Here is an 18,181-nt window from a genome sequence, read left to right as displayed (position 1 = left end):
TAAAGTACTTAAGAAAAAAGTTTATAGTAGAATATATAAAAGTCTATGGAGGGATTGCTATGGAATTGAAGATATGTCCACAGTGTAATCATAAGGATATTCGTAAAGGTATTATTCGAGCAGCTCATGCTCCACTTTATATGTTTCCTGAAGAAGCAATGAAAAAAAGTGCACCACTGAATTCGCATTTAAGAAAGAATTCTAAAATAAGTGCATATTATTGTCAGGATTGTGGTTATATTTTAGGGATGTTTGTAGATGAACCTCATAAACTTAGCTAAAGCGAAAAGCTCCATTTTGATTAAATCTTTTTCAAAATGGAGCTTTTGCATTTTCTTTACCATAAAAACGTTCCCAAATATAAATTTGGGAACTTTATTAGGAAAAATGCTCTTTTTAGAGGTTTAGAACATAAGTTCTTTCAATAATATAAAAAATCCCCTGCTTATCAAGGGGATTTTTGTAATAGTAGGTATAAAATTCATTGTTTTTGAATATTAACTTAGTAGACACCTTTTTGCGCTGTGAAACGATTCGAAAAAGCAGAAGATGGATAACTACCTATGTCGATTCTTCTCACAACGCATGTTACATTATTTTACAAATATAGCATATGTATTGTCTGCTTCCTTTGTAAGTGACCAATTGCTGGATAGCATTTGCTGAAGCTTGTCAATTGTTTCGCCAGTACATGTTAAATGCTGGATACCAGTTTCAAGTAATTCGTAATCTTTGCCTGCCTCTAATTGAAAGCGGAGTTGCAATAAACGTTGGATGCCTGGTAATGTTACATATTTAATTTGATAATGGCCATGTAACGCATCCAAGAACTGTTGTTCCCCTTGCTGATAAAGTGCCATTGTTTCTTGAAATTCATAGTTTGGCACATGTTGCTGCCAAGCTGATACATCTCCTGCTCGTAAAGCTTGTAAAATTTCCTCATCTGATAAATGTAATTTAGATAGCTTATCTAATTCATAGGCTTGCATTAAATTAATCAGTGTCATAATTATTAGCTCCTTTTATCTACTTATTCACAGTGTAACATGTTTTCACCACTACTTAAATTCGGAGGCGATGCTATATGATGAATTTCTATGATTCCAGCTTATTCTTTGACGAAATGTTTGAAGGTACTCAGCCTAAGCCGCATTATCGTTCATTTTATCGCAAGCTAGCGATGTTTTCGCAGGAGCAGCTTGAAGAAAAATATCGCCAAGCACAGACAAGCTTTCTTACCCAAGGGATTACCTTTACTGTCTATGGTGCACAGGATGGAACAGAGCGCACCATGCCATTTGACTGTGTGCCAATTATTATTCCACATGCACAGTGGGCAACCATTGAGGCAGGTGTCAAGCAGCGTGTTAAAGCGCTAAATTTATTTTTACAAGATATTTATGGTGAACAAGCGATTATTCGGGATGGCTATATTCCACGGCAGCTTGTTGAACATAATCCATACTACGTTCTAGCAATGAAGGGATTGAAAGTACCAATCGCTAATCATATCTTTTTAGCAGGCATCGATTTAATTCGCGATGAGCATGGTGATTATCATGTATTAGAGGATAATTTACGCAACCCTTCTGGCATTTCCTATGTTTTTCAAAATCGTCATGTTATGAAGGAGGTATATCCTGAATTTTTCTCTAAGCATACAATACGTCCTCTTGATAAGCATCTTGCTTATATGCAAAAAGCTTTGCTGGCACATCGCCCACCCTCTATGTCAGCAGCACGTGAGCCAAAAGCGGTGCTATTAACAGCAGGGATGTATAACTCGGCTTATTATGATCATGTATTTTTAGCCCAACACTTAAATATTCAGCTTGTTGAGGGACGCGATTTAGTTGTACAAGATTTAAAGGTTTATATGAAAACGATCTATGGCTTGCAGCAAATTAATATTATTTATCGGCGGATTGATGATGATTTTTTAGACCCTGCTGTGTTTCGAAAGGATTCGTTATTAGGTGTTCCTTCGTTAATGGCAGCTTATGAGGCAGGCAATGTAGCGATTTTAAATGCGGTTGGCAACGGTGTGGCAGATGATAAGGCGATGTATGCCTATGTGCCTGAGATGATTCGTTATTACTTGCAGGAGGAGCCTATTTTACCGAATGTCCAAACCTACCATTTAGGAGATGATCGTCAGCGTGCATGGGTGCTGGAGCATTTGCATGAGCTTGTTATTAAAAATGTTGGTGCTTCAGGGGGCTATGATATGCTGATTGGTCCACATGCGAGCGAGGAGGAAATTGCTTTATTTAAGGAAAAAATAGTAGCACAGCCACTGCAATATATTGCACAGCCAACGATTAAGCTATCGCGAGCACCTGCATTTCAGCAAGGACGCTTTTATCCTTGCCATGTCGATTTACGTGTGTATGTGGTCAAAAGTGAGGATTGCTATGTATTGCCAGGTGGTTTATCACGAGTGGCATTACAGGAAGGGTCATTGATTGTGAATTCATCGCAAGGTGGTGGCGCTAAGGATACTTGGATATTAAAGGAGGACGTGCAGCATGCTAAGTCGAGTAGCGGACGCACTATATTGGATGGCACGGTATAGTGAACGAACACAAACAAATGCACATATATTACAGGTACAGCTGTTGAATATGCTGGAGCAATCGGGAAAAGAACATGAATATTTAGATCATTGGGAGGCTATTTTAACGATTTGCGCTTCCAAGCAGGAATATTTAGCTAATTATCAAACGATACGTGTTAATCCATTAATTGATTATCTATTATTTTCAGAGAAAAACAGCAATGCACTTCAGGCAACATTGCGGTCTATTCGAGAAAATGCGCGTGTCACACGAGATAGTATGCCAGCAGAGCTATGGGAAATGCAAAATGCCTTTTATGTTACAAAGCAGCAAACGATTCTAGCAAGAGAGCGTCCTATTCCACTGATTGAGCTGCAAGCCTTTTTACAGGATATACGCAAAACTTTCTTAACGGTCACAGGGCTAATTGAAGGTACAATGGATCGTGATCTCCCCTTTTATTTTATACAAATTGGCAAGTGGCTTGAACGTGCAGAAAAAACGCTGCGCATGATTGTCACAATTCTAGCGCAACATAAAGCAACAGCACTCCCTCTTGTGGAGAGTGATGGCACCTTTCTATTAGATATTGCTGCAGCAAGAGAATCTTTCTTACGCAAGCATCGACAAATTAATGTATTGGCGGTGATGCGCTATTTAGTACAGGATGAGCATTTTCCTCGTTCGGTCATGTTTTGTCTGCAAAAAATAGAAGAAGCTATTACAGCCATTGAGCAGGATGCTTCATCTGAAAGGTTTTTAACGCTGCATGTGACAATCAAGCGCTTTGCTGCTACAATGAACTCGATTCATTTTGAACAACTGGATGTGCACGAAGCTATTATTATTATGGAGGAACGATTGGGGCAATGTATTGCCTTCGGTGATGCATTCTCAACAATCTATCATTTATATGAACCCAGCCTACAATCTTGAAGGGAATCCACCACAGCTCCCTGTCAACAAGCAAGTCAGTAAGCAAAAGGAAGCGGACACGATGAAATTTGAAATTCAGCATACCAATATTTTTCAATATGAAACTGAAGTCGATCAAAGCTTAAATACGATTCGCTTAAAGCCGCGCAGTGATGAGCGTCAGCGCCTGCTCTCTTACCGTATTGCGATTACACCATCATCCCTGACACGTGAGCATACGGATATTTGGGGCAATACAGTTGGTTCCTTTTATATTCCAGAGCAGCATCAAACATTAGAGATTCACACCTCCTCTATTGTTAGTATTCAGCGTGCGCCATTTATTCATCGTATTCAATATTCACCTGAAATGCAGACAATTTTTCATTCACAGCTATTTTACGAGCATTACTTACCATATTTAAAGACGACCCATTTTACATTTATGTCGGAGCCGCAATTAGAGGAGGTTTATCATGCAATTGGTCATGCTGAAAATCCTGTGCTGTTTTCGTTGAATTTAATGCAATATTTATATGCTAGCTTTAATTATGATTCGACCGCAACAGATGTTACAACAACTGCCAATGAAGCATTTGCCTTAAAACGCGGTGTTTGTCAGGATTTTACGCATGTTATGCTGGCTGTGCTACGCGCAAAAGGGATTCCAGCGCGCTATGTTAGTGGTTATTTATATGTGGATGAAAATTCAGGGCTTATCGGCGATATTGCGACACATGCTTGGGTAGAAGTTATGATTCCTGGCATTGGCTGGATCGGTCTTGACCCAACAAATAACGTGGAAGTATTGGAGAGCCATATTATTCTATGCATTGGCCGTGATTATAGTGATATAAGCCCTGTTGAAGGTGTTTATACAGGTGGTAAGCATGATTTAACGGTAAAGGTAAACGTTAAGGCATTAAATCATTTATAATAAAAATATGTAGCAATGGCGAAAATGCGCTTGCTGCATATTTTTTATTCAAAACGTCGCTGTCTTTCGGTTAGCACCCATTTACGCACATAGCCCATCTCCTGCTGAATATGCTCCAATGTTTTTTCCTGCTGAAACGCCTTCTGCATAACGGTATAGCGTAAATCCGTTGCCCGTACATTTTTCCCGATTTCCTGAGAGATTGTTTGAAAAATGCGCTCCACGGTTTTAGTCGTAATCGGCTTTGCCTGACTTGCCTCGCTAACCCACATCCATTCCCCCAGCTCTTGCTGATGCAATGTTGCTGTTTCCTGCTGATAGTGTGCTAGCATTTCCAGCAATAATGCAGATAGCTTAATGGCTCGTCGTCCATTGCGATTAGCAATATAAATAGTGGCTTCCTTATCATGAACATGTGCCCATTTCATATGGACAAGCTCTGCTGGCTTACATCCTGTTTCCATTAGCATTTGGACAATGCAGCCATTGCGCCGTGCCAGCCATGCATGCTCCTCTGTTTTAGCATATTGAAAATAGGTTGGCCAAACATTAGAAATTTGCATCATATGCTTGTTTGTTAGTAATTGAAGTGCCTCTTTTTGGCGTTTTTTCGGCTGTAAAATATGCTGATAATCAAAGGGCTCCACCCATTCTCGTAAAAAAATAAAGTCCACAAAGCCTCTGAGTGTCGCGATTTTATGATTAAATGTATTAATATTGCTATATGTTTCCTTGAGATAGTTACAATAAAGCACTAATATATCTTTGAAATGCTGATCTACATCTAAGTAGTTGTGCTCACGGGCAAACGTTAAAAATTGCTGTCCGTCCATATTGTACTGCTTTTTTGTGGCAGCGCTTTTTTTCAATGATTGCAGCAATAATAAATAGCTATTCCATGCTTCCTTTAATGTGACCATAGAATCTCTCCTTGTTTGCTATGCGTAAATTATTTATAGTTTACTATATTTTGGGTGCGTATGTTCTATTTATTTTATTAAATTGTAGTGTCGGATAATCTGTATTTAACCGCTTCTACTAATAGGATGCCCCTTACAGTAATAAGAAACATATGTTCTTATTGTATTTTCTCATAGTTTCGACATGCTTTCAATCAGAAATGCCGCTTCCTTGTAAAATTCAGATAATTTCGTGTTTTTTATTGTTTGTGTTATATAATAATAATAATATGAATGAAACCTATAGGAGGCTTTGCCGATATGCAAGTAAGGACAACTCGACTGGAAGCAGAAGATGCAAAAATTATTTATCAAGAAACCGCTGGCCTAGCGATTATTACGATTCATCGCCCTCAGGCAAAAAACGCATTAACCGCAAATATGTGGGATGAATTAGCGAAAATCGCTCAGCAAGTATTAGAAAACCCTAAAAATAAAGTATTGATTTTACGCGGCTCAGGTGAAAACTTTACAGCAGGCTCTGATATTAAAGAATTTAATGCCATTTCTCTCGACAAGGCGGAGGAAGCCTTTGTGCATATGGAGCAAACGATTTCTCTTATTGAGCGCCTTCCCCTACCAACGATTGGTGTCATTAATGGACCTGCCATGGGCGCTGGCTTAGAGCTAGCTTTAGCGTGTGATATTCGCATTGGCTCCGATAAAGCCAAGCTTGGCATTCCCGTTGGTAAATTAGGCATTACGTTAAATAATCAATTTGCCAAGCGCTTAGTCCAGCTTGTAGGCCCTGCCACAACAAAGGATTTAGTCTTTACAGGGCGTATGTTTAAAGCAGAGGAAGCCTTTCGTTTAGGAATGCTGAACTACCTAGTAGCAGAAAAGGACTTAAATAAATATATGATTCGCATGGGCAAGCTGGTCGCAGGCATGTCACCAGAATCGCTGCTAGCTGTAAAGCAATCCGTGCAGGAATGCCTCGATAGTGTACCTGCCCTCTGGCAAGGCTCCACACCTTTTGTCGGCAGCGATTTTGCAGAGGGCTGCCGTGCCTTTGTAGAAAAGCGTCAGCCTCAATTTACACGTCAGCCAAAATAGCTAAAAACAGGTACTCTACTCACAAATATGTGAAGGGAGTACCTGTTTTTTACGGCCTTTTAGCGGCTTTCACATGGAGATGAATAGCATCTAACTCATAATCAAAATGCTGATAAAACTCCTGCTGCACTGCCTGCTGTAAGGCATATAAACGCTCTGCCAATGAACCATCCAGCGGCAGCTTAATCTGAATGGTTAGGATTGCCTGTGCCTGCTCGCCTAATAGAAATTGTACGTGCTCCACCTTATGTACAAGCGCTTGCTGACGACAGCTATGCGTTAATAGCTGAACATATACCGATTTATCAATGTCAATATATTCCCGCTGAAAATCTGGGCGCACAATGGTCGTTTCGCCAATTTTCTCTCGCTTTGGTCCAAAAATTTCCATACCCTTTTGCACTAAACGCTTAAAAAAGTTTTGCTCCACTTGGCGATAGGGAATCGGCATCACGTGCTTTCCTTGTGTTTGACGAATAAAGCGTGCCTTTTGAATCTCCTTCAAGGAACGAATATCCTCCACACAATAATAATGTGCAATCGGCCCTAATGCTAGCTGCTTAGCAATGCTATTGGTCATTTTATTCGATGTACCAATTAGTAAAATTGACTGCACCTGATAATTTGCCAATGCTTTTTGCACCGCCTCTCGATGCACCTCATCCGTAAAAATAGCACGGCGTACAGCCGTAATTGTATTTTTTTCAAATTTTGCGGAAACACCTGCCACCCTAACGCCATTAACAATCAGCAAGCCATCATCAATAATCGCCTCAACGCCCAATTGATGGGCAAAGGCAAGCGCACTTGTACTTTTGCCTGTGCCGCTCGGTCCGCTTAATGAATATACCTTCATGATCGCACTCCTCCTCTCAAGCTCTCCCATTGAAGTTTAGTATAATATAACCTTCCTCTTTTCGGAAAGCCTGCTATCCGTCACAGTAAACAGTCTATCCGTCCATTTAGACACGCAATCCGTCAGACTATGCTCGCTCACTATAAATATTTTCTTTTTTCAGAATATCTTTCCCCTTCCATGCTTTCGTATGATAAAATGATGCAATTAAAGCTTCATTTTAGATAATCATAAGGAGTGTACGTATTTTGAAAATCAATCCATCTAACAAAATGTTATACTTTACACAAGCAATTTTTGGCGATTTAAAAAACTTTGCCAAACAGCAGCAAGCAAAGGGGATGCAGCTCATTGATTTAAGCTTAGGCAGCCCTGATATTCCCCCACATGCAAAAATTCGTGAGCATCTATCCTACCAAGCAAGCTTAGCCGAATCTTATGGCTACACACTCACAGGTACACAGCGATTCTATGAAGCTGTTAGTCGCTACTACAAACGTCGTAGCCATGTTGACTTAGACCCCGCTTCTGAAATTATTCAAACAATGGGCTCCCAAGAAGGCTTAGTTCATTTACCGATTGCCTTTTGTAACCCTGGTGATATTGTGCTTTCCACAAATCCCGCCTATGTTGCCTATGATGCGGGCATTCGTTTAGCAGGAGCAACACCCTACTATATGCCATTAACAGCCGCTAACGATTATTTACCAGACTTAGACGCAGTGCCTGAAGAAATTGCCCAACAAGCCAAGCTCTTAATTTTAAACTTACCGGGTAACCCAGTGCCTGCCATGCCGTCCTTCACTTATTTTGAAAAGGTGATTGCCTTTGCGAAAAAATACAATATTATCGTGCTGCATGATGCGGCATACTCTGAGTTTTACTTTACAGGGGATCGCCCTATTAGCTTCCTTGCTGCACCGGGCGCAAAAGAAGTGGGCATTGAAATTAATTCCCTGTCTAAAAGCTTTAGCCTTGCGGGCACACGTATTGCCTATATCGCAGGTAATGCAGAAATAATTGCTATTTTAAAACAATTGAAATCCAATTTAGACTTTGGGATTTTTGAGCCCATTCAAGATGCAGCTGTCGTAGCACTTGATCACGCAGAAGAAATTACAGAAAGCTTACGTGCCACTTTCTCAGAACGTCATAAAACGCTGATGAATGGCTTACAAGCACTAGGCTGGGAGGCAGCACCATCAGACGGCGGGATGTTTGTTTGGGCAAAATACCCATACAATATCGATTGTACAGAGCTAGCCTTTCAATTAATCGAACAAGTTGGCATTGTTACTGTACCAGGCACAGTTTTTGGCACAGCAGGACAAGGCTATTTGCGCTTAGCCTTAGTACAACCAAATGAGATGTTACAGGAGGCGGTTACACGCTTGGCCCAAGTGCAATTAACGCCACAGCCTTAAACAGACAAAAACCCTTCTAATTTTTGACTTAGAAGGGTTTTATCATAATTTTTAAATCCACACATCATTTTCAGCAGTTAGCTCTGTTTGCTCTTCACCTGTATTCACGACCCCATTAGGCTCTACAAGTAAAATTTTACACTCTGAAGCTGCATAGGGTTTATGTTCGACATTACGTGGTACTACAAACATTTCACCTTCACGCAAGCTCACTTCGCCATCTCGGAATTCGATTGTTAAATGCCCCTCAAGGACAATAAACACTTCATCTGTATCAGCATGCTTATGCCAAACAAAATCGCCCTGTACTTTGACAAGTTTAAATTGATAATCGTTCATTTCAGCAATAACCTTTGGTGACCAATGCTCTTGAAATTTAGCTAATTTTTCTTGAAAATTAATCGGTATGTATGTCATTTTATGTTTCCTCCCTTGGTATGAAGCTACGAATTTCAATGAAGAATGCACTAGACCTGCACTGTTCAAACCCAATCCACATTTTGCTATAGTATACGTCCAAATTTGAATTGTATCAATTACAAAAATATATGTATATTAATACACTGATGATTCAAACACCCAAAAACAGCTACTGCGGATATTTAGCAGTAGCTGTTTTTTTAAAGCTCATATTTTTCCTGATCCTTATCTTGGTAATAGTTATAGCGTTGTTTAAAGAGCTTAAATAAATGCGTAACAAGCACCTTTAAAAGCGCATAGCCTGGAATTCCTAAAATAACACCTGGCACACCGAATAATGAGCCTGCTGTCAGCAACACAAAAATAATAGTAATCGGATGAATGCTAAGCGATTTGCCCATAATTTGTGGCGAAATAAATTTTCCCTCGATGAGCTGGACAATCGTCCAAACAATCGCTAGCTTAACAACCATAAATGGTGATGTTACGAGTGCAATAATCACAGCAGGTGTAATAGCAATGACTGGTCCTAAATATGGCACAACGCTTGTAATCATAGCAAGGAAGCCAAGCAGTAGCGCATATTTCATACCGATAATTAAAAAGCCAATTGTCACCATTGCCCCAATACACATGGATACTAAAATTTGCCCTTGAATATAGGAGCTAATTTGCTTGTCCATATCATGGAAAATATCCGTTACCTCTTGACGCATGCGTGGTGGGCAAACCTTCAGCATAAATTTCGGTAGCTTTTCGCCCTCTTTCAGTAAATAAAACAAAATAAACGGCACGGTCACAAGCGATAATATAATACCTGTTAATGTGGATAAAAAGCCTGTAATGCCTGTTGCTACGCCTTGTGCTACATTTGTTGCTGTATCCTTCACTGTTTCAACCATATCTGTTGTGAAATTATTTACAACCTCATCATAGTTTAAATTAATTTTATCTAAGTATTCATTAAAGCGTGATTGATTCAGGAATTCAACAATGCTTTGTGTAAACGCCATAAAGTATTCAGGAAACTCCTGTACTAAATTGGTGAACTGATCACGTAAAAATGGATAGACCAGCACAACAAGTAATGTAATCACACCAATGACCGCAATATAGAGCAGTAAAATTCCCCAAATTCTTGGAATGCGCCAACGTACCAATATGGCAAGCAATGGTCGCAGTAAATAGTAGCCAATTACAGCTAGTACCCCTGGTAAAATGACAACTTCAAATAATACTTGAAGCGGGGTAAAGATAAAGGAAACTTCATGAAACATAAAAATAACACATGCCACTAATAATAAAACAACTAGTGTAAATAATAGGTTCTTTCCACCTAAAAAACGAATAAACTTTGTTGCAAACAAGCCTGAGCGTTCTTTTGGTTGCCCTTTGTCCATATCTCCACCCCAATCCACAATGTTCTACTTTTATAGTACAGGATTTTATTGGTTTTTGCGAAGCATCACTCTAACGGAATACCTAAAAAATCACGTAAAAAGTCTTTATTTTGTTCAATATCAATCACAATGGAGTCCCCGGCATGGCTAAAGTTTTGGAATTGGTAGCTGCCTTCAATCGGAATCGTTGCTTTCTCAATATTGACCTTACCTTTTGATAATAATTTTAGTACTTGCTTCATTTCCTCAGCAGATGAATAATCTGTTGTAATATAGCCCTGTGCTGCGCCAATAAATTTTGGTAAATGTAGCATATTGGTTGGGGTTAATAGCTCTGTTTTTAATGCTTCAATAACCTTCTGCTGACGTGCAACACGGCCAAAATCCCCTTCCTCATCCTGACGGAAACGTGCATACCCTAATAGCTCCTTCCCGTTTAGATGATGGACACCCTGCTTCAGCTCCACATCAATATGCTCAGACATATCCTTCTCTACATCCATCTCCACCCCATTTGGTGCTAAAATATCGACCAATGCTTCAAAGTTTTTAAAATCAATCAGGGCATAGTGATGAATCGGTAGCCCAAACATATGTGTGAGTGTATCTTTTAATAATTGCACTCCATCTAAGTAATAGGCTGTATTGAGCTTATACGACTGATAGCCGGGAATATCTGCATAAATATCACGCATAAAGGAAACAAGCTTCATATCATTGTTTGCTTTATTCCACGATAATACCATCATGGTATCTGTGCGTGATTTTTCCTCTCCACGTGTATCCACGCCTAATATTAAATAGTTTTCAATATCTCCTGCTACTGTATCACCTGTAAAATCCTCCTGCGCTATATTTGTGGCATTGGCAAGCTTTAATCCGCTGCGATATTGCATGACCGAATAGGCGGCTAGCACAATGACACAAAGTACTAACAATGTAAAAAAAGCTCTCCCTTTACGCAATCGACGTTTTGGGGGACGTTGTGAGCGTCTTGTATATTCTTGCTCTTCCATACTGTCTTCTCCTCTATTTTATAATAATTAATGTAACGAATGAGTCACTGGAAAGTTTCATCTTCCTTTTTATTTTACAGGTGCTGTCATACATTGTCCAAATTACAGTAATAGAAACCCTATCATATCAATATTTCACAAGATACATGCAAAATGAGAATATCATAAATACTAATTCGAAAAAGAAACCCTCTCATTCCCACATTTACTCGTACGCGCTCTTTACATGGCTGCTAGGTCCTGATGACTAACCTTCGCACTATCTCATTTATTTTTCAGATGCTATAATAGTGGTCACATAAAGAAAGGATGATTCAAATGATAGAAAAAGCTGCATTTGCGGGCGGTTGTTTTTGGTGCATGGTCAAGCCGTTCGTTGAATGGGATGGCATACATAAGGTGACATCTGGCTATATGGGTGGTCATCTTGACAATCCAACCTATGAGGATGTCAAAAAAGGAACGTCTGGTCATTTAGAGGTCGTTGAAATTGAATTTGATCCAGCGATTTTTAGCTATGAGCAGCTACTTGATATTTATTGGATGCAAATTGACCCAACCGATGCTTACGGCCAATTCCATGACCGCGGTGAATCGTATACAACAGCCATCTTTACCTATACAGATGAGCAAAGGCGTCTTGCGGAAGCCTCAAAAGAAAAGCTGGCGAATAGTGGACGCTTTGATAAACCTATTGTAACCAAAATTCGTGATGCTGAACGCTTCTATCCAGCAGAGGACTACCATCAGGATTATTATCAAAAGGAAGCTGAACATTATCAGCAGGATCGTGCCATTTCAGGTCGCGATGCCTTTATCGCCAAGCATTGGGAACAATAAGTGCTAAAGAAGGAGGTGCTTCTATTTATGGCGAAGCACCTCCTTCTTTGACAGTATACATCGATTATCGAGATGTTAGGTAAATGAAAAATTTAATCGCATGTAGTCCCAAGCAAAAAGGTACGTCTGAAGGTAAAATAATTGTGGATGCTACCTCCTATCAGCTTGTACATGCATGGGGACTATTACTTGAATGATGGTTATGTAAAAATTGAAAAACAACTGGACCCACGAATGCCAGAATTCGCACAATTCCCTACCGTAACCGTTAAGAAAACAGTAAAATTAAGGTGAACATTGAAGATACATCTACTATTACTGTGAAGCAATGGCATGAAGATGGTACGTCTTCACAAGTTACCTTAAAGGATCACACATTGATAGCCCTCAAAACGCAGGCTACTATATTTATGAAGTTCTGGGACAATCAGTGGATAGCCAATATTCACATATATTCGATATTCAGGTGGAGGAGCAGGAAAAGAGCTAGCTCTCCTTCCCTGCTACAGCTACAAAAGCTTGCAATGCCTTGAAAAAGCGCCTGCCATATTTCTCAAATTTCACCTCGCCAATACCGCTAATAGAGCGAACAGCTTCTAAGTCGGCTGGCTTTTGCTCACAGAACTCCCGCAATGTTTTATCCGAGAATACAACAAATGGTGGTACGCCTTCCTCATCTGCAATCTGCTTGCGCAGGACACGTAAATGCTCGAATAGCGGGTCATCCGTAGCAATTTGACGCACCACTACCGCCTCCTTACGCATCACCTTTTGACGACCAAGCAGTACCTCCTTGCCCTCCTCTGATACATAAATCGTTGGGTATGTGCCATGCTTGACAGCTAATAGCCCTTCTGCAATTAAAAATTCAATAAAATTGGATACATCCTTTAACGAATAGCGCCCTTTTAATAAGCCATACGTGGATAAGCGTACAAAGCCAAAGTCCGTTATTTTTTGATTTTTCGAGCCGATTAACACCTGTGCCACCATCGTCTTGCCAAATTTTTGCCCCATGCGTACCACACAGGCGAGCACCTTTTGCGCGTCCTCTGTCACATCTGCCACGGCTCGTCCATCATTGCAATTACTACAGCGGCCACAAGGCTCCTTCTGCTCCTCTCCAAAATAGGCTAAAATGGCATTTTGCAGGCAGCCTTCCGTATGGCAATAATCGACCATTGTTTGCAGCTTTGCCAGCTCCTGCGGAATACGTGTTTCATCCTGTGCTTGCTCAATTAAAAAACGCTGTGTTTGCACATCGCCTGAGGCATACAGCAAAATACAGGCACTTGGCAAGCCATCGCGCCCCGCTCTGCCTGCCTCCTGATAATAGCTTTCCATATTGCGCGGCATTTGATAGTGCAAGACAAAGCGCACATTGCTTTTATCAATGCCCATTCCAAAGGCATTTGTAGCCACCATAATCCGTGCCTCATCCTTTAAAAAACGATCCTGCTCTGCCATCCGCATCGCCTCTGGCAGCCCTGCATGATATTTCGCAACCGCTTCCCCTGAGCGCTCAAGCATATCATAAATAGCATCGACCGCTTTGCGTGTAGCAGCATAAATAATGCCGACCTCCTGCTTATTTTTCTGTAAATATTGCTTCAAATAGCGATCCTTATGCTCACCAATTAGCACTGAAAACGCCAAATTATCGCGTGCAAAGCCTGTAATTACCGTTGCCTGCTCATCAATGTCTAACAGTTGTCGAATATCTGCGCAAACCGTTGGCGTAGCTGTGGCTGTTAGCGCTAAAATAGTGGGCTTGTGCTGCCATAAAGTAAAAAGCTTTTGAATCGAGCGATAGCTTGGTCGAAAATCATGCCCCCATTGTGAAATACAATGCGCCTCATCTACTGCGATAAGCGGCACTGGTACATGTGCTAATGCCTGTAAAAAGGCGGTACTATCCAATCGCTCTGGTGCAATATAGAGCAGCTTTAAATAGCCTGCACTTGCAAGCTGCATTGTTGCATCCACCTCCTGCGCCGTCAATGTACTATTAATATAGGCAGCAGGAATATTGGCTGCGCGTAAAGCCTCCACCTGATCCTGCATTAATGAAATTAACGGGGAAATCACAATTGTTAGCCCCTCTAGCATTAAGGCTGGAATTTGATAGCAAATGGACTTTCCTCCACCCGTTGGCATCACACAAAGGCTTGATTGTCCGTGTAAGGTTTGCTCAATAATTTGTGCTTGCCCTTGACGAAAGATTTCATAGCCAAAGTGATGCTGTAGCATTTGCCTTGCTCGCTCCATGCAATATCACTCCTTGATTGTTAAATTTACTAATTGATACGTGCCTTGCTCATTTTTCCATAGCTTATATAGGACTGTCGAATAGGCGACTGCCTCTTGCCCAGCCGCATTGGTCAATAAATATTCCGTTTGCGCCTCTACAAGAAGATGCTCTCCCTCTACACGAATGCTTTGAATCACTGTATCGGAAAAATGGATCTTCGCCTGTTTAGCAGCATAATAGCTAACCATCTGTGCCAATGTGTCTTGTAGCGCCTCGCTGCCAACAACAGGCTGCATAACACGGGCATCCTGAACTGTGACAGCACCTTTTAAGTAGTTATGAAATGTATCTAAAAATAACATAATTTCATCCGTATTATACGCAAATACATTTTCCCCATATTGCTCAATCGCTTGCTGCACTGCTGCTTGATCGCCTTGCTCTATATAAGGATAAAGATTTTTCGATTGCGCCAGACGGACACTTGGCTCCATCCCCTCTGTAAGCCATTCCTCTATAAATGGCTCAATCGCTTGCAAAGGTAATATGTATGGCTGGGATTCGCCCTTTTGCTGGCGTTGAAAATAGAGCCCAACAATCGCCCCCTGTGCAGCCTCCATCACAGGGCTTCCAACAGGCAAAGCTTCTTGCACATCTATATAATAAGCAGCGACCTTATCCTCATACTGCTGAATTGTATAGGGTGAGCCGTTGACATAGACTGCTAGCTGCTGGAGCTCGCCTTCATATATATTCGGTACTTGCACTACAGCCTTTGTGGATACTTGTAACAAGGCGGTATTATAGGCTGTTGATATAACATGCACATTGGCTGCAGCCCATTCTCCATGACTTAATTGCACAAGGGCTGTTGGCTTTGAGGCAACAAGCGCGCCATTTGTTACGATATAAAGCTGTTCACCCTCCTGCCTGATAATAATGCCTGCACCAATACCATGCTCACCAACTACTTTAACCTCTGGCACAATTTTTTGTGCTTGCTTTGCTGTGACGGCTGTTTGCACCTCTGACTTAGAAAGTTGAAACACATCCTTGTCACAGCCTGCTAGCAAACCTATTGCCGCTCCTAGCAGCAGCCACTTTTTATTCATACCTTCACCAAATCTTTCTATTTTAGCATTCTCTATTGCTATCATAAACAACGTATCGTTATGTTTCAAGTTTACATAATAATATTATGAATAATTTAACTATCTTCATATCATGAAAAAAACGCTCCTCATCAGGAGGAGCGCTCTTGTTCTACATAGTGAATCACATCAGCCATAATGGCATACAGCTCTTTTAATTTTAGTGTTTGATTGTCTGTTATTTTATCGGCTACTTTTTTAGTCACAATACCTTGATCAATCAACGCATCCCAGCTTGTGGCATCCGATTCGCCAAGCAGTACATCTGCTATATACTGTGCCACTTCATCACGTGTAATCGCCTCATCACCTGTGCTATACACTTTATTAATCACAATTTCAAGCTGATCACGCATAGTTGTAGCCTTTTCTGGATAGGCACGTAACATGCTTTCTTTGAACGTTTTCGCGAATTTTAGTTTTGTTGCTTTACTGTCTACGTTTAAATCATTATCATAGCCACCTACCACAAGACCATAATTGATTAATGTTTGAATAGCCTTATCATACCATTTTCCTTGATATGGATAGTCCTCAGAAAATGCATCCACATATGCTCCTTGCTTATCGAGCTGCTTACGCAAGGAAGCAATTAGCTTGTTATCCTGACTCATTGCTCTAAAGCTGATAGAATGCTCAAGGGCAAGTGCCGCTGCTGTTCCTGCCGCTTCACCTGTCACCATACCTGTTGGTACAATGCGCGCACTTCCCGCAGCAAGTGAGGAATAGCCTGCAGAGCGTCCTACCACAAGTAAGCCATCAATATCCTTTGGCACAAGTGAACGGAACGGAATGGCATACTGCTTTGGCGCAGCAATCACATAGCCGTAATCATGCGGCGTTTGTGCTTGTACATCCACTGGATAGGAGGCAATGCCAATGCTATCCCAATGGTCACGATTCGTCCAAATATCAGCCATTGGTAATTGATACTCAGCCCAAATATGTCGTGTTTCCCTCACATATAGCTCCTCTGGATAGCTCACAACTTCCGCCTGTTCAAACCCTGGGAAGTTTTCCTGTAAATATTGCAAAATATGCGCTGTTTCTTTTTTTCCTGCGTTAATCGCTGCCTGCTTAGAATGCTCATTTAAGCCATCCACACCGAAAATTTGCAGGGCATTAATAAAGTATTCATCATCCACTCGTGCTAAATTCAAGCCACGTAAGCGCACGCCCTCTTGCGCAGGCTTGTATTCATCATGAAGCTTTGTAAAGCCCCACATCACGGTATCGTTTAAATTTGCACCACCAAATACACCCGAGCGAGCCGCTTTTTTTACCTGATCCCAATCGACATTTTTTAAATGCAGCATTAAGGTCACAGCCATGCGCTTATCCTTAATCCCAATATCCTCACCACCAACAAAATAAGGAACACCCGCCATTGCCGCAAAATCCGCATCCTGTGTTGCATCAATAAATGACTTACCCGCTACCTTATATGTACCAAATTCATTTTTTAATTCCACAGCGGTCAGTTGCTGCTGATCGAGATATGCTTGCACAACTTCTGTTTGAACCGATAATGTTAGGTTTGGCTCTTGATCGACAAGCTTTTTAAAGGCAGCCTTTGCGCCTACAATGCCAAACGCATCTTTGCCTTTCACAAGCTTATGCCATTCCTGAAAAATCCCTTTACTAATGGAGTTGTTGCGACCATCCCGTGGAATATCTAAAAAATTAAGCATACCGTATGTAAATAACCCACCTAATTCCTGTCGTTCCTCCACCAATAATGTTTTAGCGCCATTTCGTGCGGAGGCAACCGCAGCCGCAACTCCCTCTGGTTCACCGCCAATAACAATTACATCATAGTTTTCCTCTAGCGTCTGAAGAGGCTCTGGCTTTTGATATTCTTCCACTAATTGATTATATGCTCGTGTGCTAAGCAGCTCCTTTAGCCAAAAATAACCTCCAATCCCTAGTAATAAAATCATGACAGTCATCGCTGCCAGCAATAATTTTTTGCCCATAAAACACCTCTGATAGTTAATATTTCCATGAATAAGCGCATATTATCGCCATTTCCACTGCTGTATATAGTTGATTGTGAGTAAGCCTTGAACGGGTTTGATGGCTGTTTCGTTATTGAGCTAAAAGTGAGGGGTAATTGAGCTGAAGCAAAAAACAGTCAGCTTCCATTCTAGTCGATAGTTCACTCAATAGGCAATGGAAAATGATGCAATATTTCTATTCTTTTTCAAGAACAGCCAATCATCTGACATAATAGACGTTTTCGTTTCGCAGAAAGTTACAGGGAGGAACGATTTTAGTGGGAGAAAAATAAGAAAAAGAACGAGAAACCTTGATTTAATAATGTTTATAGACGCTGGAACATCTTTCATGCTATACTAGAGCCATTGTGAAAAAAGGAGGAACTTGCATGATTCAAGTT

At 40.9% G+C, this 18,181-nt stretch carries 16 protein-coding genes; 7 read left to right on the top strand and 9 right to left on the bottom strand.

The features are described from left to right. The first annotated feature begins 59 nt into the window (after positions 1-59). On the top strand, positions 60-281 hold the full coding sequence (locus tag ACIQVU_RS00080) for a PF20097 family protein (protein WP_340805842.1): 222 nt from the start codon (positions 60-62) through the stop codon (positions 279-281). A gap of 312 nt (positions 282-593) precedes the next feature. On the opposite strand, the gene ACIQVU_RS00075 is transcribed toward ACIQVU_RS00080, so the two are convergent. After that, positions 594-1,007, bottom strand: a complete 414-nt coding sequence (locus ACIQVU_RS00075) for a hypothetical protein (protein ID WP_340805841.1) — start codon at positions 1,005-1,007, stop codon at positions 594-596. Positions 1,008-1,084: 77 nt separating this feature from the next. Between ACIQVU_RS00075 and ACIQVU_RS00070 the strand changes: the two genes are divergently transcribed. The 3 genes from ACIQVU_RS00070 to ACIQVU_RS00060 all read left to right on the top strand — a co-directional run bounded on the left by ACIQVU_RS00070 (position 1,085) and on the right by ACIQVU_RS00060 (position 4,410). Continuing rightward, complete coding sequence (locus ACIQVU_RS00070; RefSeq protein ID WP_340805839.1) at positions 1,085-2,575, top strand: circularly permuted type 2 ATP-grasp protein; 1,491 nt, start codon at positions 1,085-1,087, stop codon at positions 2,573-2,575. Further along, positions 2,529-3,494, top strand: a complete 966-nt coding sequence (locus tag ACIQVU_RS00065) for an alpha-E domain-containing protein (protein ID WP_402893055.1) — start codon at positions 2,529-2,531, stop codon at positions 3,492-3,494. The genes ACIQVU_RS00070 and ACIQVU_RS00065 overlap by 47 nt, the downstream gene beginning before the upstream one ends. Before the next feature lie 61 nt (positions 3,495-3,555). Beyond that, entirely contained in the window at positions 3,556-4,410 is an 855-nt protein-coding gene (locus ACIQVU_RS00060) for a transglutaminase family protein (RefSeq protein ID WP_340808572.1), read from the top strand. A gap of 44 nt (positions 4,411-4,454) precedes the next feature. On the opposite strand, the gene ACIQVU_RS00055 is transcribed toward ACIQVU_RS00060, so the two are convergent. Continuing rightward, positions 4,455-5,330 (bottom strand): tyrosine-type recombinase/integrase, encoded by an 876-nt coding sequence (locus ACIQVU_RS00055; RefSeq protein ID WP_402893049.1) that lies wholly within the window; start codon positions 5,328-5,330, stop codon positions 4,455-4,457. 300 nt (positions 5,331-5,630) lie between these two features. Between ACIQVU_RS00055 and ACIQVU_RS00050 the strand changes: the two genes are divergently transcribed. Beyond that, positions 5,631-6,425: an enoyl-CoA hydratase/isomerase family protein gene (locus ACIQVU_RS00050; RefSeq protein ID WP_340805836.1), complete on the top strand. Its 795-nt coding sequence runs from the start codon at positions 5,631-5,633 to the stop codon at positions 6,423-6,425. A gap of 49 nt (positions 6,426-6,474) precedes the next feature. Here ACIQVU_RS00050 and ACIQVU_RS00045 read toward each other — a convergent pair whose 3' ends face one another. Then, positions 6,475-7,281 carry an AAA family ATPase gene (locus tag ACIQVU_RS00045; RefSeq protein ID WP_402893047.1) on the bottom strand — a complete coding sequence of 269 codons (807 nt, stop codon included), beginning with the start codon at positions 7,279-7,281 and terminating at the stop codon, positions 6,475-6,477. Between the two features lie 248 nt (positions 7,282-7,529). Here ACIQVU_RS00045 and ACIQVU_RS00040 point away from each other — a divergent pair, with 248 nt between their 5' ends. Then, positions 7,530-8,705, top strand: a complete 1,176-nt coding sequence (locus ACIQVU_RS00040) for an aminotransferase class I/II-fold pyridoxal phosphate-dependent enzyme (protein WP_402893044.1) — start codon at positions 7,530-7,532, stop codon at positions 8,703-8,705. Positions 8,706-8,756: 51 nt separating this feature from the next. Here the strand turns inward: ACIQVU_RS00040 and ACIQVU_RS00035 are convergent, their stop codons facing one another. The 3 genes from ACIQVU_RS00035 to ACIQVU_RS00025 form a co-directional block, all read right to left on the bottom strand. Next, positions 8,757-9,122 (bottom strand): cupin domain-containing protein, encoded by a 366-nt coding sequence (locus tag ACIQVU_RS00035; protein WP_340805833.1) that lies wholly within the window; start codon positions 9,120-9,122, stop codon positions 8,757-8,759. 203 nt (positions 9,123-9,325) lie between these two features. Beyond that, the gene (locus tag ACIQVU_RS00030; RefSeq protein ID WP_340805831.1) at positions 9,326-10,525 is read right to left on the bottom strand and encodes an AI-2E family transporter; all 1,200 of its coding nucleotides are present in this window, start codon (positions 10,523-10,525) and stop codon (positions 9,326-9,328) included. A gap of 65 nt (positions 10,526-10,590) precedes the next feature. Next, on the bottom strand, positions 10,591-11,541 hold the full coding sequence (locus ACIQVU_RS00025; RefSeq protein WP_402893039.1) for an LCP family protein: 951 nt from the start codon (positions 11,539-11,541) through the stop codon (positions 10,591-10,593). 318 nt (positions 11,542-11,859) lie between these two features. On the opposite strand from ACIQVU_RS00025, the gene msrA reads away from it, so the two are divergent. Further along, positions 11,860-12,381 (top strand): peptide-methionine (S)-S-oxide reductase MsrA, encoded by a 522-nt coding sequence (gene msrA, locus ACIQVU_RS00020; RefSeq protein WP_340805828.1) that lies wholly within the window; start codon positions 11,860-11,862, stop codon positions 12,379-12,381. A gap of 486 nt (positions 12,382-12,867) precedes the next feature. Here msrA and recQ read toward each other — a convergent pair whose 3' ends face one another. From recQ to ACIQVU_RS00005, 3 genes are all read right to left on the bottom strand, one after another. Then, entirely contained in the window at positions 12,868-14,649 is a 1,782-nt protein-coding gene (gene recQ / locus ACIQVU_RS00015; RefSeq protein WP_402893035.1) for a DNA helicase RecQ, read from the bottom strand. A 6-nt stretch (positions 14,650-14,655) separates the two neighbouring features. Beyond that, positions 14,656-15,789, bottom strand: a complete 1,134-nt coding sequence (locus ACIQVU_RS00010) for a TcaA NTF2-like domain-containing protein (RefSeq protein WP_340805825.1) — start codon at positions 15,787-15,789, stop codon at positions 14,656-14,658. Positions 15,790-15,875: 86 nt separating this feature from the next. After that, positions 15,876-17,759, bottom strand: a complete 1,884-nt coding sequence (locus ACIQVU_RS00005) for an FAD-dependent oxidoreductase (RefSeq protein WP_402893031.1) — start codon at positions 17,757-17,759, stop codon at positions 15,876-15,878. Positions 17,760-18,181 lie beyond the last annotated feature (422 nt).

Origin of the sequence: Lysinibacillus sp. NPDC098008 (genome assembly GCF_044760715.1) — a bacterium.
Classification (GTDB): domain Bacteria; phylum Bacillota; class Bacilli; order Bacillales_A; family Planococcaceae; genus Lysinibacillus.
This window is presented reverse-complemented; position numbering and strand designations above follow the sequence as displayed.

Bases quoted from the DNA above. Each gene is read 5' to 3' on its own strand.
- ACIQVU_RS00080 (WP_340805842.1), top strand. From the start codon at position 60: ATGGAATTGAAGATATGTCCACAGTGTAATCATAAGGATATTCGTAAA.
- ACIQVU_RS00075 (WP_340805841.1), bottom strand. From the start codon at position 1,007: ATGACACTGATTAATTTAATGCAAGCCTATGAATTAGATAAGCTATCT.
- ACIQVU_RS00070 (WP_340805839.1), top strand. From the start codon at position 1,085: ATGATGAATTTCTATGATTCCAGCTTATTCTTTGACGAAATGTTTGAA.
- ACIQVU_RS00065 (WP_402893055.1), top strand. From the start codon at position 2,529: ATGCTAAGTCGAGTAGCGGACGCACTATATTGGATGGCACGGTATAGT.
- ACIQVU_RS00060 (WP_340808572.1), top strand. From the start codon at position 3,556: ATGAAATTTGAAATTCAGCATACCAATATTTTTCAATATGAAACTGAA.
- ACIQVU_RS00055 (WP_402893049.1), bottom strand. From the start codon at position 5,330: ATGGTCACATTAAAGGAAGCATGGAATAGCTATTTATTATTGCTGCAA.
- ACIQVU_RS00050 (WP_340805836.1), top strand. From the start codon at position 5,631: ATGCAAGTAAGGACAACTCGACTGGAAGCAGAAGATGCAAAAATTATT.
- ACIQVU_RS00045 (WP_402893047.1), bottom strand. From the start codon at position 7,281: ATGAAGGTATATTCATTAAGCGGACCGAGCGGCACAGGCAAAAGTACA.
- ACIQVU_RS00035 (WP_340805833.1), bottom strand. From the start codon at position 9,122: ATGACATACATACCGATTAATTTTCAAGAAAAATTAGCTAAATTTCAA.
- ACIQVU_RS00030 (WP_340805831.1), bottom strand. From the start codon at position 10,525: ATGGACAAAGGGCAACCAAAAGAACGCTCAGGCTTGTTTGCAACAAAG.
- ACIQVU_RS00025 (WP_402893039.1), bottom strand. From the start codon at position 11,541: ATGGAAGAGCAAGAATATACAAGACGCTCACAACGTCCCCCAAAACGT.
- msrA (WP_340805828.1), top strand. From the start codon at position 11,860: ATGATAGAAAAAGCTGCATTTGCGGGCGGTTGTTTTTGGTGCATGGTC.
- recQ (WP_402893035.1), bottom strand. From the start codon at position 14,649: ATGGAGCGAGCAAGGCAAATGCTACAGCATCACTTTGGCTATGAAATC.
- ACIQVU_RS00010 (WP_340805825.1), bottom strand. From the start codon at position 15,789: ATGATAGCAATAGAGAATGCTAAAATAGAAAGATTTGGTGAAGGTATG.
- ACIQVU_RS00005 (WP_402893031.1), bottom strand. From the start codon at position 17,759: ATGGGCAAAAAATTATTGCTGGCAGCGATGACTGTCATGATTTTATTA.